This is a genomic window from Pseudomonas sp. D47 (assembly GCF_045447305.1).
In the GTDB taxonomy this organism is placed as follows: Bacteria; Pseudomonadota; Gammaproteobacteria; order Pseudomonadales; family Pseudomonadaceae; genus Aquipseudomonas.
This window is the reverse complement of the sequence record NZ_JBJGXU010000001.1, coordinates 116,370-130,721: the sequence shown is the minus strand read 5'-3', so window position 1 is coordinate 130,721 and position 14,352 is coordinate 116,370. Positions and strand designations below refer to the sequence as shown.

The window sequence follows — 14,352 nt, the reverse complement described above, 5'->3', positions numbered from 1 at the left end:
GGTGCTTGAGGGCCACATCGCGGGCAAGCCCGGCTCCCACAGGTAACCGCATTCCAATGTGGGAGCTGGCTTGCCTGCGATAGCGATTTAGGCCGCGCTGGTATCTTTGATCAGGTGCGCCGCCAACGTGCGCAATGGCCCCAACTGCCGGCAGATCAACGCCAACTGGGTCTGCACCAACCGTTGCCCTTCATCAATCTCATCCGGCATCTGTTCCAGCTCCGCCGCCAACGCTTCCTCAGCATCGCTCTGAATCGCAACCGGCTGCTTGTTGGCCAGCCCCGTGGCGATCTCGTCGATGCTCGCCGCCAGGCTGTTACCGGCGCCGTCGATCAAATGTTCACGCACCTCGGCCGGCAGTTGCGTCTCGCGGTGCGCGCCCAGCCCCGACAGGTAACTGAGCAAGGTGTGCGACAGCACCAGGAAACGGAAGCCTACGTCAGCCTCTTTGCGAAAGTGCCCCGGCTCCATCAGCATATTTGCCAGCGTGGTGGACAGCGCCGCGTCGGCGTTGTGGGCGTTGCGCCGGGCCAAGCGGTAGGCCAGGTCGTCGCTCTTGCCCGCGGCGTATTGCTGCATGATCTGGCGCAGGTAGATGCTGTTGCAGGTCAGGGTGTTGGCCAGCACCTTGTTCAGGCGGCGGCCTTGCCAGTCTGGCAAGAACAGGAACACCGCGAGGCCCGCGATCAGGCTGCCGAGCAGGGTATCGAACAGCCGTGGCAGGAACAGCCCGTAGCCATCACCCACTTGGTTGAAGCAGAACAACACCATCAAGGTGATCGCCGCCGTGGCCAAGGTGTAGCGGGTGGTGCGGTTGATAAAGAACACCAGCCCTGCGGCGATGGCGAACAGCGATTGCACCACGGGGCTTGGGAACAGGTCGAACAGCGCCCAGGCCACGGTCAAACCGATGGCGGTGCCGATGATCCGCTGGCCGAGCTTGCGCCGGGTGGCGCCGTAGTTGGGCTGGCAGACGAACAGGGTGGTGAGGATGATCCAATAACCCTGGGAGGCGTGAATCGCATGCAAGGTGCCGTAGCCGATGGTTAACGCCAGGGCCAGGCGCAAGGCATGGCGGAACAGCAGCGAGGTCGGCGTCAGTTGCGTGCGCAGGCGCGTCCACATTTCCTTGAGGTTGCGCGGGGCGCGGTCCAGCAGGTTGCTGTCGGTGGCGTCGGCGAGTGCGTCGGGGTTGCTGGCGTCGCCGAGCAGGCGGTCGAGTGTCGACAGGTTGGCCGCCAGGGCGCGCAATGAGCGCAGCAGGCCGCGCCAGGCCGGGTTGCTCTGGACGCGCAGGTGTTCCAGCGAGGCATTCAGGTCGCCGAGGGCTTCGGCGAAGCTGTCGTCGTAAATGAACGGCTGGCGCAGTTGAATCGACTCGCCCAAGGTCTGGCAGGCCTTGCCTTGCTGGCGCAACAGGCGCTGGCAGCGGAACAGCACGTCGCTGTGGAAGAAGGCATCGGCCAAGGCGTTATACGGGTAGTGAGACGAGCTGGCGCGTTCGTGGATGTCCTGGGCCAGGAAATACAGCTTCAGGTAGCGGCTGACCTTGGAGCCTGGGCGGCCATTACCGACGCGGTGCAGGATGATTTCCTTCGCCGCATTCAGCGCCGCCACCACCCGGCCATTTTGCTGGGCCAGTTCCAGGCGGCGCGCTTCTACGTCCAGCTGACGGATCGGTTCGAACAGCGATGATTTGAGCTTGAGGTAACGCCCCAGCTCGCGAAACAGCCGCGCCAGGCTTTGCTGCACTGGCTGGTTGGAAAACAGCGCCTGCCACAGCACCGACAGCACGCCATACCACGCGGCACCGGCCACCAGCAGCAGCGGTTCATGCCAGAAATCAGACACGGCACCACCGCGCTGGTCCACACCGATCATGGTGTACACCGACAGAATCAGCGTCGCCGAGGCAATCGCACCATAGCGCTCGCCCAGCGCCCCGAGCATGGTCAGGCAGAAACTGGCCAGGGCCAGAGCGATCGCGAAGATCCAGGGGTAAGGGAACAGCAGTTCCACCGACAGCGCGGCGATGCTGAAACACACCAGCGTCACCGCCAGGGCATTGAGGCGGCCTTGCCAACTGTCATCGGTCTCGGCCAGGGCGCTGGCGATGATCCCCAGGAACAGCGGGATGAGCAGCGTCATTTCATCCTGATACCAGCACAGCGCCATGCTGCCGGTGAGGGCGATGAATACCCGCACGCTGTAACTGAATTTATCCAGCGCCCACAGGCGCCGCATGGACTGCTTGAACGAGGTCGATGACATGAAGTCTGGTGTCTTCCGGGACGATGCCGTTAAATTGAGCTATCAAGGACGCCACGGCAAGCGTAGCGATCACATCAATTGCGCAAAATAACTTCCAAGCACACCACAAAAGCAATGTGGGAGCTGGCTTGCCTGCGCTAGCGATGTTGGATTCACCACCGCTATCGCAGGCAAGCCAGCTCCCACATTTTGACCGCGTACACCTTTAGGCGTATTGCGCAGCCGCGTAGCCCGAAGCCCACGCCCACTGGAAGTTGAACCCACCCAAGTGGCCGGTCACATCCAGCACTTCACCGATGAAGTACAACCCCGGGCTTTTCAGCGACTCCATGGTCTTGGACGACACTTCGCGCGTATCCACCCCACCCAACGTCACCTCGGCCGTGCGATAGCCTTCAGTGCCGGCCGGCACCAGTTGCCAGCTGCCGAGTTTTTGCGCGATATCGGCGATTTCGGCGTGGGTGTACTGCTTCATCGGCTTGGACACAAACCAGGTTTCCGCCAGCAGGTTGGCCATCTTCTTGGTGAAGATCTCACCCAGCAGGGTTTTCAACTCGCTATTGGGGCGCTCGACCTGTTGCTGTTGCAGCCAGGCGTGGGCGTCGTGGTCGGGCAGCAGGTTGATTTCCACGGTGTCGCCGGTTTCCCAGTACGAGGAGATCTGCAGAATCGCCGGCCCGCTCAGGCCGCGGTGGGTAAACAGGATGTTCTCGCGAAAGCTTTGGTCGTTGCAGCTGACCAGGCAGTCCACCGAGGTGCCGGACAGCTCGCCACACAAGTCCTTGAGCTGGTCGGTGATGGTGAACGGCACCAATCCTGCGCGGGTCGGCAGCAGTTCATGGCCGAACTGCTTGGCCACTTGATAACCAAACCCGGTAGCGCCCAAGGTCGGGATCGACAGGCCGCCCGTGGCAATTACCAAAGACTCGCAGCGCAGTTCACCCAACGTTGTTTGCAACTGATAACCGGCGTCCAGCTTGGCAATCTCCTGGACCGACGTGTCCAAGTGCATGCTCACGCCAACTTGAATGCATTCATCCAGCAGCATGCCGAGGATGTCGCTGGATTTGTTATCGCAGAACAGTTGGCCGAGCTTCTTCTCGTGGTACGGCACGCCGTGCTTGGCCACCAGCCCTATGAAATCCCACTGGGTGTAGCGGGCCAGGGCGGACTTGCAGAAGTGGGCGTTGTGCGAGAGGAAGTTGGCAGGCTCGGTGTACATATTGGTGAAATTGCAGCGGCCACCGCCGGACATCAGGATCTTTTTGCCGGCCTTGTTCGCGTGGTCGATCAACATCACCTTGCGCCCACGCCCGGCGGCGGTCAGCGCGCACATCAAACCTGCGGCGCCGGCGCCAATGATCACAACTTCGGTCGAGCGCAAAACGGTGTCCTCATACAAATTCTGAATTGGAATACAGTCAAATGTGGGAGCGGGCTTGTGTGGGAGCCGGGCTTGCCCGCGATGCAGGCACCTCGGTATGTCAGGTACACCGAGGTGATGCTATCGCAGGCAAGCCAGCTCCCACACAAGCCCGCTCCCACATTTAGATCTCTGTATAGCTTGAGATCTTTACAGGATCCGCACGCGCAACGAACGGCCTTTGATCTTGCCGTCATTCAAGCGCTGCAGCGCCTGCTTGGCGATCCCGCGCTCCACGGCCACGAAGGCCTGGAAGTCAAAGATCGCGATCTTGCCGACCTGGGCACCGGGGATGCCGGCATCACCGGTCAAGGCGCCGAGGATGTCGCCCGGGCGAACCTTGTCTTTACGGCCGGCGGCGATGCACAGGGTGCTCATCACCGGCAGCAACGGGCCGCCGCTCTGAGGCTTGAGGTTGTCCAACTGGTCCCAGTTCAACGGCGATTTGTGCAGCTGCTCGATGGCCTGGGCGCGGTGCGCTTCGGACGGCGCCACCAAGCTGATGGCGAGGCCGGTCTCACCGGCGCGGCCAGTACGGCCTACACGGTGAATGTGGATTTCCGAGTCACGGGCCAGTTCGACGTTGATCACCATGTCCAGCGAGTCAATGTCCAAACCACGCGCGGCCACGTCGGTGGCTACCAGTACCGAGGTACTGCGGTTGGCGAACATCGCCAGTACCTGGTCGCGGTCGCGCTGTTCCAGGTCGCCATGCAGGCCGACGGCGGAAATGCCCTTGGACGTCAGGTGGTCCACAGTTTCCTGCACTTGCTGCTTGGTGAAGCAGAACGCCACGCAAGAGGCTGGACGGAAATGCGCCAGTACCTTGGTCACGGCGTCCATGCGCTCTTCCGGAGAAATCTCGTAGAAGCGCTGCTCGATCTGGTCGTCGGAGTGGAACGCTTCGGCCTTCACTTGCTGCGGCGCGCGCATGAATTTCGAGGCCAGCTGCTTGATGCTCACCGGGTAGGTGGCCGAGAACAGCAGGGTCTGGCGGCGCGCCGGGGTCTTGCTGATGATGTCTTCGATGGCGTCGTAGAAGCCCATGTCGAGCATGCGGTCGGCTTCGTCGAGGATCAGCGTGTTCAAGCCGTCCAGCACCAGCGAACCTTTGCGCAGGTGCTGCTGGATGCGGCCCGGGGTGCCGACGATGACGTGGGCGCCGTGTTCCAGCGAGGCGATCTGCGGGCCGAGGGACACGCCGCCACACAGGGTCAGCACCTTGATGTTGTCTTCGGCACGCGCCAGGCGACGGATTTCCTTGGCGACTTGGTCGGCCAGCTCACGCGTCGGGCACATCACCAGGGCCTGGCAGCCGAAGTAGCGCGGGTTGATCGGGTTCAACAGGCCGATGCCGAAGGCGGCGGTCTTGCCGCTGCCGGTCTTGGCCTGGGCAATCAGGTCCAGCCCTTTGAGGATCACCGGCAAGCTTTGCGCCTGGATCTGCGTCATCTCGACATAACCCAGCGAGTCGAGGTTAGCCAGCATGGCGGCGGAGAGCGGCAAAGTATTAAAAGCGGTGGCGATGGTAGTCACGGGACTGGCTCTGCAAAACAAAATGTCGCGCAGTGTACCAGTCTCGTGGGAATTTCCCTGCAAGTTCTAGACGAGAAGCCTGTTAATGCTCGATGTCGTGCTCGCGGCTGACCACGCGTTTGCCGTCCGTTGGCGACAGTTGCAGGAAGATCGCCGCCGCCAGCATGGCCATGATGCCCACGGTGAGGAAGGTCAACTGGAATGCGCCGAGCACGCTTTCCACGCCATCGTTACCGGCCTCAGCGGTAAAGCCGCCGAGCAACGCACCGGCACAGGCCACGCCCAGGCTCAGGGACAATTGCGCTACCACTGAGAGCAAACTGTTGCCGCTGCTGGCCTGGGCGTCGTCGAGGTCGATCAGGGTGACGGTGTTCATCGCGGTGAACTGCAAGGAGTTGATCGCCCCCAGTACCGCCAGCATCCCCAGTAGAAGCGGATAAGGCGTGTGCTCGCTGACCAAGCCCATGCTCGCCAGCATGATACCCAGTGCCAGCGTATTGCCGGTCAGCACGATGCGGTATCCCAGGCGCTCGATCAGTGGCCGGGCGACTGACTTGGCAAACATCGCCGCCGCCGCCAGCGGCAGCATGCTCATCCCGGCTTGCGATGGCGAGTACCCCAGCGCCACCTGCAACAGCAGTGGCACCAGAAACGGCAGGGCGCCGCTGCCGAGGCGCGCAAACAGGTTGCCGAGAATGCCCACGGCAAAGGTGCGGGTCTTGAACAGCACCGGCGAGAACAGCGGATTATCGATATGCCCGGCGCGCAGCCAGTACGCCGCCAGGCACGCCAGCCCGCCGAACAGCAGCAACATCACGCGCAAATGCGGCAGGTGCAGTTCGCCCAAGCCTTCCATGGCGATGGTGATCAGCACCATCGCCGCACCAAACAGCACAAACCCCACGCTGTCGAAACGTGTGCGCTCGCTGCCGCGCAGGTCGGGGATGAGTTTCCACACGGCGTAGCAACCGATCATGCCCACCGGCAGGTTGATCAGGAAGATCCAGTGCCAAGTCAGGTATTGCACCATCCAGCCGCCCAGGGTCGGGCCGAGCAACGGGCCAAGCAGGCCGGGGATGGTAATAAAGCCCATGATCCGCACGAGTTCGGAGCGCGGATAAGCGCGTAAGACGACCAGGCGCCCCACCGGCAGCATCAGCGCACCGCCCAAGCCCTGGATGACCCGCGCGCCCACCAGCATGGTCAAGCTGCTGGACAGGGCGCACAGCAACGAGCCGATGCTGAACAGCATGATCGCGCCAAAGAAGATTTTCTTGGTGCCGAAGCGGTCGGCGACCCAGCCCGACGCAGGGATCAGCAAGGCGACGGTGAGCATGTAGGCGATCACCACCCCTTGCATGCGCAGCGGGTTTTCCGCGAGGTCCCGGGCCATAGCCGGCAGTGCCGTGTTGAGAATCGTCCCATCCAGCGACTGCATGAAGAAGGCAATCGCCACCACCCAGGGGAGCCAGCGGGCGGTCTTGGCATCGAGAGGGGCACGATTGGGCATGAGCTACCTTTTTGTTAGCAGGCTATGTGTCGGCGATTATGCGCCTTCCGTTACTCCTTTTCCCACTGGCGGTTCGTCTAAGTCTGACAATGTCGCGTGCTCTCCGACGAGGAAATCCAACAGCGCTCGGTGCACCGCCAGCGCCGCCTCGCGGGACTCAAGGTCGAGTAAGTGGCCGGTGTGTTCGGCGACGGCGAAGCTGCTGCGACCGACGTACTTTTTGAACAGTTGGGCTTCGGCAGCTGGGGTGTACTCATCCAACGTACCGTTGAGGAAATGCACCGGGGTTTCGATCTGCGCGAGCGCCGGCAGGTAGTTGCCATCGCCCAGGCCCAGCACCTGGTGGATATGAAAGCGCGCTTGGCGGTACTCGTTGGTGGCCATGCTCGACAGGTGCCGGTGGTTATTGCGCTTGAGGCGGGGCGAGAGGTATTTGCCGACTGTTTCGTTGAGCAAATGGCCGACGGCGGACTTGTCATCGGCCTCAATTAGCACGCGCACGCGCTCCACATAATCGAGCATGGCCTGGTTGAGGTTGGGTGCCAGGGCCATCACCACCGAGCTTTCGATGGAGGGCGGGTTGTGCGCCAGGGTCAGCAATGTGGAGATGCCGCCCCACGAGGCTGATACCAAGTGGTTGACCTGGAAGCGCTCCACCAGCGCGCGCAGGATCTGCACCTCGTCGTCCTTGGTCACCAGGTCAAGGTCGGTGTTGTGCTCGCGCGAAAGGCCGGAGAACGGCAGGTCGAACAGCAGCACGTTGAAGTGTTCCGCCAGGCATTTGCTGGTGCGGGCGAAGGAGCGGGTGGTGGACAGCGCTCCGTTGACCATCAGCACTGTTTTTTTTTCCGGATGCTCTTGTGAATGCTTACCTAGCTGCTCTACGTGCACGTTGTAGTGCTTGTAAAGCTTTTCAATGACAAAACTTCCATGGTCCATGTCAACGCTCCAGCTTGCCCAATCCAGGCAAGGTCATGCATCACGTGCGGGCACGTGGGGTTGGTGGCGGGATGCCACTAACCGTTATAACGAGGTTTTTTGCGGGCGACAACCGGCCGCATGGGGAGAAGTGTGAGATGGGATTTTGCGGTAGGAAGGGGTGAAGCGGGGGGGGCAGAAACGAACATAGAACAGTGTGGGAGCTGGCTTGCCTGCGATGGCATCACGGCGGTCCTACTGACACACCGAGGTATCTACATCGCAGGCAAACCAGCTCCCACATAAGCCAGTTGCCACATTGGGTTTTGTGTTTACAGGGTGAGGGTCAGGCGTTTTACCAACGCGCCCGGCAACAGATTGGACGCCGTATTGCGCTGGCTGTACGTACTGGCCGACAACAACAGCTCCCGCTCAGCGGTCAGCGCTTCAAGCTGCGAACCGAGCAGGCTATAGACGCTGTCATCAAAACGCATGGTGCTCACCGGCGCCTTGATCTCGCCGTCTTCCACCCAGAACGTGGCGAAGCGCGTCATCCCGGTCAGGCGTGCTGCGGGCAAGTCCGAGTAGTTCAAATACCACAGGTTGCTGATGTACAGCCCAGTGCCCAACTGCTTGAGGATATCGGCCTGGGCCAAGCTGCCTGCCGCCATCTGCAAGGCGCTGGGCGACTCGTCGCTGCTGGCGCCGTTGGTGCTCAGGCCGTATTCGGCGGCGCTGCGCGAGTTGATCAACTGGCCGCAGGCGGTGCCCGCGTTAATCAGCGTGACATCCCCGCGCGGGTAGCCTTCGGTGGAAAACGCCTGGCTCAGCGAGCCGCTGATCTGCTCATCGACTTTTACCAATGGGCTCAACGACTGCTCACCGGCATACAGCTTTTGTAGCGAGCTGCCTTTGCTGGCGATGGCCTGGGCGGAAAACCCGCCCCAGGTGATGATGCCGATGATTTCTTCCAACGCTGCCGGGGCGAGGTAGGCGCGGTATTGGCCGGGGGCCAGGTTGTGCAAAGGGCGACCCAGAAATTCCAACTGTTCGCGCGCTTGCTGCAAGCGTGCGGCAAACTCGGCGCTGTTCCAGGTGTGCCCGGCGTAGCTGGCTTTAACCGCTTCGCCATTGGCGTGGAACAGGCTGAAATCGAAATTGAAGCTGTTGGCCTGATGCCAGCCAAACGCGCCGTCCGAACTGGCGAAGCCACGGCTGATCGGGCCTGCGGCATAGAAGCCGACCAAGTCCACGCCGGCGGCGGCCTGGCTGATGTCTTCCAGCACCTGGGCCAGTTCCGGTAAGGGCCGAAGCTGCTCGTTGTGGCTTTGCCAGGCGTTGTGATTAAGCAGCAAATACGGATCTTGCGGCAGCAAGGGCAAGGTTTCGCGCAATTGTTGCAGGCCATCGGCGAGGCGCTGGCGGTCCAGTTCCGGGGAGCCTGCCAAGGTAATGCGGAGGTCCGCATGGCGGCCGTCGTTGATCAGCTTGAGGTTCAGGCTGGCCTGTTGCACCTGGCCGGCTTGGCGTACCTGAGCGTGGTTGAAGCGCACGAACTCGGAGGATTCGTCCGCATAACCCAAGTGAAACTGTTCCTTGTCGGTGACGGCCTGCTTGAGCCATTGCACCAGTGCCTTAAAGTTGTTCATCAGGCATCTCCCCCAAATACGTCGACATCACTGAATACACACGCAGGTGACGCGTGGCCCACGCGGATCACTTGGTTAGGTTCGCCTTTGCCGCAGTTCGGCGTGCCCAATACCTTAAAGGTGCTGGCATCGCCGACGGCGCTGAGCTTGCGCCAGAACTGCGCGGAAATGGCACGGTAGTTGGGGTTTTTCACCACGCCTTTGAGCTCGCCGTTTTCGATCAGTTGGCCCCACTCGCAGCCGAACTGGAATTTATTGCGCGCGTCATCAATGGACCAGGAGCGGTTAGTACTCATCAGAATGCCGTGCTCGATACCGCTGATCAGCTCGGCCTGAGTCTTGTCGCCGGCCTCGATGTTCAGGTTGGCCATACGGTCGATCGGCGCGCGGTTCCAGCTGCACGCGCGGCTGTTGGCGACGCCGCCCAGGCCTGAGCGAAATTGCGACAGCGCGCCGCCCAATGGCTTGAGCAGCAGGCCGTCACGGATCAGGAACTGCTTGGTGGCGCGGGTGCCGTCGTCGTCATGGCTGTAGCTGGCGAGCTGCTCGGGGATGTCCGGGTCGAAGGTCACGTTGAGCAACGGCGAGCCGTATTGCAGGTGGCCGAAGTCGCTGGCTTTCACAAAGCTGGTGCCGGCGTAATTGCGCTCATCGCCCAGGATGCGGTCCAGTTCCAGCGGGTGGCCGATGGACTCGTGGATCTGCAGGATCATCTGGTCGGGCATCAGCAGCAGGTCGCGCGGGCCGTGGGGTGTGTTTGGCGCGAGCAACAGTTGCAGGGCTTCATCGGCCACTGTGCGGGCGGCGCCGGCCAGGCCGAAGCGGCGAATCACGTTCGCGCTGCCTTGCTGGCCGAAGTTGGTGCCGCCCAGGGTGCGAGTCTGGCTGTCGTTGCCGTCGAACGCGGTGACGCTCAGGCCCGGGTAGACGAAGCGCTGGGCCTGACGCAGCTCGGCACCGGCACTGTTGAGGTAGATCTGTTCCACGTGGGTGGTGCCCAGGCTGACTTCCCAGCTGACCAGGCGTTCGTCCTTGGGCACGCTGGCGGACTCATCGCCCAACAGTTGGTAGCAGTCGCTTAAGGAGGGGAAGGGCTGGTCAAGGTCAGGCGACAGGTAGTCGGCAACGTCGCTGGCCACCGGCTGCGTGTGCAGGTCGAGCAGGGCGTGGGGCAATATCCGCTGGGCTTGCTGTTCAGCGCGCTCAAGGGCGGCTTGCAGGCCGGCCAGGGAGATGTCGTGGGTGGCGGCGTAGGCTTCCACGCCATTGAGGCGCACGGTGAGCATGGCGCCCTCATCGTGGTTCAGGTGTGGCGGCTCGGCGACGTTCTTGCGTACCGACAGGTATTGGCCGGATTCGCGCACGTAACGCAGCGAGAAGAATTCGGCGCGGGTGCGCAGGGCACTGAAGTGCTTTTTGAGTGTGGCGTGTTGGTCGAACATGGGGCCTTCCTTGTGGGCGGCTCATCGCGGGCAGGCAACAGATTAGGCCTGGGGCGGGGAGGTGATCAAGGAAAGTGTAGGGCGGGGAACTTGCGGTGTGGGGTCGGGCCTCATCGCGGGCAAGCCCGGTTCCCACAGTTGACCGAGTTGTTCAGATGAACTCGGTCAACTGTGGGAGCTGGCTTGCCTGCGATACAGGCACCGCGGTGCGTCAGTTACTGCGCGGTAGGGCCTACTTCACGCATCGGCTTGCCACGCACCGGCGCATCGCCGGCCACGTAGTAGTCGGCGGTGCTGCGCGGCAGCGGCTTGCGGCCACGGATCTTGTCGGCGATTTTCTCGGCGATCATGATCGTCGGCGCGTTGAGGTTACCGGTGGTGATGATCGGCATGATCGACGCATCGACCACACGCAAGCCCTGCATGCCATGCACGCGGCCTTCGCCATCCACTACAGCCATCTCGTCGTCGCCCATCTTGCACGAGCAGGACGGGTGGAACGCGGTTTCGGCGTGTTCGCGGATGAACTTGTCCAGCTGCTCATCGGTTTGCACGTCAATACCCGGGCTGATTTCGCGGCCACGGTATTGGTCCAGTGCCGGCTGCTGCATGATTTCGCGGGTCAGGCGGATGCCGTCGCGAAATTCCTGCCAGTCTTGCTCGGTGGCCATGTAGTTGAAGAGGATGCTCGGGTAGTCCCGTGGGTTCTTCGACTTCAATTGCACGCGGCCACGGCTTGGCGAACGCATGGAACCCATGTGCGCCTGGAAACCGTGCTCTTTCACACCGTTGCTGCCGTTGTAGTTAATCGCGACCGGCAGGAAGTGGTACTGGATGTTCGGCCAATCGAATTCTTCACGGGTACGGATAAAACCGCCCGCTTCGAACTGGTTGCTGGCGCCGATGCCGGTGCCGTTGAACAGCCATTCGGCACCAATGGCCGGCTGGTTGTACCAGAGCAGCGACGGGTACAGCGACACCGGTTGGGTGCAGGCGTATTGCAGGTACAGCTCAAGGTGGTCCTGCAGGTTTTCGCCGACGCCTGGCAGGTCGTGGACCACCGGGATGTCGAGGCTTTCCAGCAGTTTGGCCGGGCCCACACCGGAGCGTTGCAGCAGTTGCGGCGAAGCGATTGCGCCGCTGCACACCAGCACTTCTTTACGCGCACGGGCTTCAACGCGCTCTTCGGCGGCGCCGATCAGGTAGCGCACGCCAACGGCACGCTTGCCTTCGAACAGCACTTTGTCGGTCAGGGCGTGGGTGACGATGGTCAGGGTCGAACGCTTTTTAGCCGTGTCCAGGTAACCGCGAGCGGTGCTGGCGCGACGGCCTTTAGGCGTGACGGTACGGTCCATCGGGCCGAAGCCTTCTTGCTGGTAGCCGTTCAAGTCGTTGGTGCGCGGGTAACCGGCTTGTACGCCAGCTTCAACCATCGCGTGGAACAGCGGGTTGTTGCCGGCTTTAGGCGTGGTCACGCTGACCGGGCCGTCGCCACCGTGGTAGTCGTTGGGGCCGATGTCGCGGGTTTCGGCCTTACGGAAATACGGCAGGCAGTCGAGGTAGGACCAGTTTTCCAGGCCTGGCAGTTTCGACCAGTTGTCGTAGTCCATCGCGTTGCCGCGGATGTAGCACATGCCGTTGATCAGCGAGGAACCGCCGAGGCCCTTGCCGCGACCGCATTCCATCCGGCGGCCGTCCATATGTGGCTCTGGGTCGGTTTCGTAGGCCCAGTTGTAGCGGCGGCCTTGCAGCGGGAACGCCAGGGCGGCCGGCATTTGGGTACGGAAGTCGAAACGGTAGTCTGGGCCACCGGCTTCCAGCAGCAAAACAGTGACGCCTTCGTCTTCGGTCAGACGGGTCGCCAGGGTGTTACCGGCGGAGCCGGCACCCACAATGATGTAATCGTATTCTTGGGACATAATGCGCCCTCGTAAAAGTTGGTTCAGGCTGTTTTTTGTGGCGAGGGGGCTTTTCCCCCGTTCGACTGCGCAGCAGTCGCAAATTCAGCGATCGAGTTCTATCTGAAAGACTGCGGTGGCTGGAATGGGGCTGCTTCGCAGCCCAACGCGGGGCAAGCCCGCTCGCCACAGAGGCCAATCCGCTTGGCTTTAGAACACCGAGGCGTAGTCGCCCAGCTCTACCTGTACCGATTTGATGCGGGTGAAGTTGTTCAGCGAGCTGATGCCGTTCTCACGGCCCACACCGGATTGCTTGTAGCCACCGACCGGCATCTTGGCGTCGGATTCGCCCCAGGCGTTGATCCAGCAGATACCCGCTTCCAGCTGATGAATCACGCGGTGAGCGCGGTTCAGGTCTTTGGTGACCAAGCCGGCAGCGAGGCCGAAGTCAGTGTCGTTGGCGCGGCGGATCACTTCTTCTTCGGTCTCGTAAGTGAGGATGCTCATCACTGGGCCGAAGATTTCTTCACGGACGATGGTCATTTCGTCGGTGCAATCGGTGAACACGGTCGGGGCCACGTAGGCGCCTTTGGCGAATGCACCGTCGGTCAGACGGTCGCCGCCGCACAGGACGCGGGCGCCTTCTTCCTTACCTTTGGCGATGTAGCCGAGCACGCTTTCCATGTGGGCGAAGCTGACCAGCGGGCCGAAGTTGGTGTTCTCGTCTTGCGGGTCGCCAACGCGAATGCGCGCAACACGCTCAACGATCTTGGCTTCGAAGGCTGCTTGCAGGTGCTTAGGCACGAACACGCGAGTGCCGTTGGTGCAGACCTGACCGGAGCTGTAGAAGTTGGCCATCATCGCGATGTCGGCCGCACGATCCAGGTCGGCGTCTTCGAACACGATCAGTGGCGACTTGCCGCCCAGTTCCATGGTCACTTCTTTGAGCGAGGAGCTCGAAGCGCTGGCCATGACTTTCTTGCCGGTGTCGGTGCCGCCGGTGAACGAGACTTTCTCGATGCGCGGGTGCTCGGTCAGCCAAGTGCCGACTTCACGGCCGCTGCCGGTCAGGACGTTGAACACGCCATCCGGAACGCCGGCTGCGGTGTAGATTTCAGCCAGTTTCAGGGTGGTCAGCGAGGTGACTTCGCTCGGCTTGAAGATCATCGCGTTACCGGCGGCCAGGGCCGGTGCGGATTTCCACAGGGCGATCTGGATCGGGTAGTTCCACGCGCCGATACCGGCAACCACGCCCAGCGGCTCGCGGCGGGTGTAGACGAACGAAGTGTCGCGCAGTGGGATCTGCTCGCCTTCGATGGCTGGCACCAGGCCTGCGTAGTATTCCAGCACGTCAGCGCCGGTGACGATGTCGACGTATTGGGTTTCGGAGAAGGCTTTACCGGTGTCCAGGGTTTCCAGCGCGGCCAGCTCGTCGTTGCGCTCACGCAGGATGTCGACGGCACGGCGGAGGATGCGCGAACGCTCCATGGCGGTCATCGCAGCCCAGATTTTCTGGCCTTTTTCAGCGCTGACCACGGCACGTTCAACGTCTTCCTTCGTGGCACGTTGCACTTGGGCGAGAACTTCACCGTTAGCCGGGTTGATGGCTTCGAAGGTGGCATCGCTGCCAGCGTCGCTGTAGCCGCCGTCAATGTAGAGTTTTTGCAGTTCGAAACGGGCCATAAAGTCCTCGCAAGTGCATAAG

Annotated in this window: 9 protein-coding genes; all 9 read right to left on the bottom strand. The window is 61.9% G+C overall.

The window, feature by feature from the left end; all coding sequences use genetic code 11:
• Nucleotides 1-87: 87 nt before the first annotated feature.
• Nucleotides 88-2,271, bottom strand: a complete 2,184-nt coding sequence (yccS, locus tag ACI77I_RS00545; RefSeq protein WP_094949099.1) for a YccS family putative transporter — start codon at nucleotides 2,269-2,271, stop codon at nucleotides 88-90.
• A gap of 205 nt (nucleotides 2,272-2,476) precedes the next feature.
• The gene (locus tag ACI77I_RS00540; RefSeq protein WP_094949551.1) at nucleotides 2,477-3,655 is read right to left on the bottom strand and encodes an NAD(P)/FAD-dependent oxidoreductase; all 1,179 of its coding nucleotides are present in this window, start codon (nucleotides 3,653-3,655) and stop codon (nucleotides 2,477-2,479) included.
• A 189-nt stretch (nucleotides 3,656-3,844) separates the two neighbouring features.
• Complete coding sequence (gene dbpA / locus ACI77I_RS00535; protein WP_406996930.1) at nucleotides 3,845-5,182, bottom strand: ATP-dependent RNA helicase DbpA; 1,338 nt, start codon at nucleotides 5,180-5,182, stop codon at nucleotides 3,845-3,847.
• Nucleotides 5,183-5,312: 130 nt separating this feature from the next.
• On the bottom strand, nucleotides 5,313-6,740 hold the full coding sequence (gene mdtD / locus ACI77I_RS00530) for a multidrug transporter subunit MdtD (RefSeq protein ID WP_263274123.1): 1,428 nt from the start codon (nucleotides 6,738-6,740) through the stop codon (nucleotides 5,313-5,315).
• Between the two features lie 36 nt (nucleotides 6,741-6,776).
• Entirely contained in the window at nucleotides 6,777-7,679 is a 903-nt protein-coding gene (locus ACI77I_RS00525; protein ID WP_094949549.1) for an alpha/beta fold hydrolase, read from the bottom strand.
• Between the two features lie 311 nt (nucleotides 7,680-7,990).
• The gene (locus ACI77I_RS00520) at nucleotides 7,991-9,307 is read right to left on the bottom strand and encodes a TldD/PmbA family protein (protein ID WP_406996787.1); all 1,317 of its coding nucleotides are present in this window, start codon (nucleotides 9,305-9,307) and stop codon (nucleotides 7,991-7,993) included.
• Complete coding sequence (locus tag ACI77I_RS00515) at nucleotides 9,307-10,749, bottom strand: TldD/PmbA family protein (RefSeq protein ID WP_406990892.1); 1,443 nt, start codon at nucleotides 10,747-10,749, stop codon at nucleotides 9,307-9,309. The genes ACI77I_RS00520 and ACI77I_RS00515 overlap by 1 nt, the downstream gene beginning before the upstream one ends.
• Before the next feature lie 215 nt (nucleotides 10,750-10,964).
• Entirely contained in the window at nucleotides 10,965-12,668 is a 1,704-nt protein-coding gene (gene betA / locus ACI77I_RS00510) for a choline dehydrogenase (protein WP_406996786.1), read from the bottom strand.
• Nucleotides 12,669-12,857: 189 nt separating this feature from the next.
• A complete protein-coding gene (betB, locus tag ACI77I_RS00505) occupies nucleotides 12,858-14,330 on the bottom strand; it encodes a betaine-aldehyde dehydrogenase (protein ID WP_094949545.1) in 1,473 nt (490 codons plus the stop codon).
• Nucleotides 14,331-14,352: the final 22 nt, after the last annotated feature.

Bases quoted from the DNA above. Each gene is read 5' to 3' on its own strand.
- ACI77I_RS00525 (WP_094949549.1), bottom strand. From the start codon at position 7,679: ATGGACCATGGAAGTTTTGTCATTGAAAAGCTTTACAAGCACTACAAC.
- betA (WP_406996786.1), bottom strand. From the start codon at position 12,668: ATGTCCCAAGAATACGATTACATCATTGTGGGTGCCGGCTCCGCCGGT.
- betB (WP_094949545.1), bottom strand. From the start codon at position 14,330: ATGGCCCGTTTCGAACTGCAAAAACTCTACATTGACGGCGGCTACAGC.
- dbpA (WP_406996930.1), bottom strand. From the start codon at position 5,182: ATGCTGGCTAACCTCGACTCGCTGGGTTATGTCGAGATGACGCAGATC.
- mdtD (WP_263274123.1), bottom strand. From the start codon at position 6,740: ATGCCCAATCGTGCCCCTCTCGATGCCAAGACCGCCCGCTGGCTCCCC.
- ACI77I_RS00520 (WP_406996787.1), bottom strand. From the start codon at position 9,307: ATGAACAACTTTAAGGCACTGGTGCAATGGCTCAAGCAGGCCGTCACC.
- ACI77I_RS00515 (WP_406990892.1), bottom strand. From the start codon at position 10,749: ATGTTCGACCAACACGCCACACTCAAAAAGCACTTCAGTGCCCTGCGC.
- yccS (WP_094949099.1), bottom strand. From the start codon at position 2,271: ATGTCATCGACCTCGTTCAAGCAGTCCATGCGGCGCCTGTGGGCGCTG.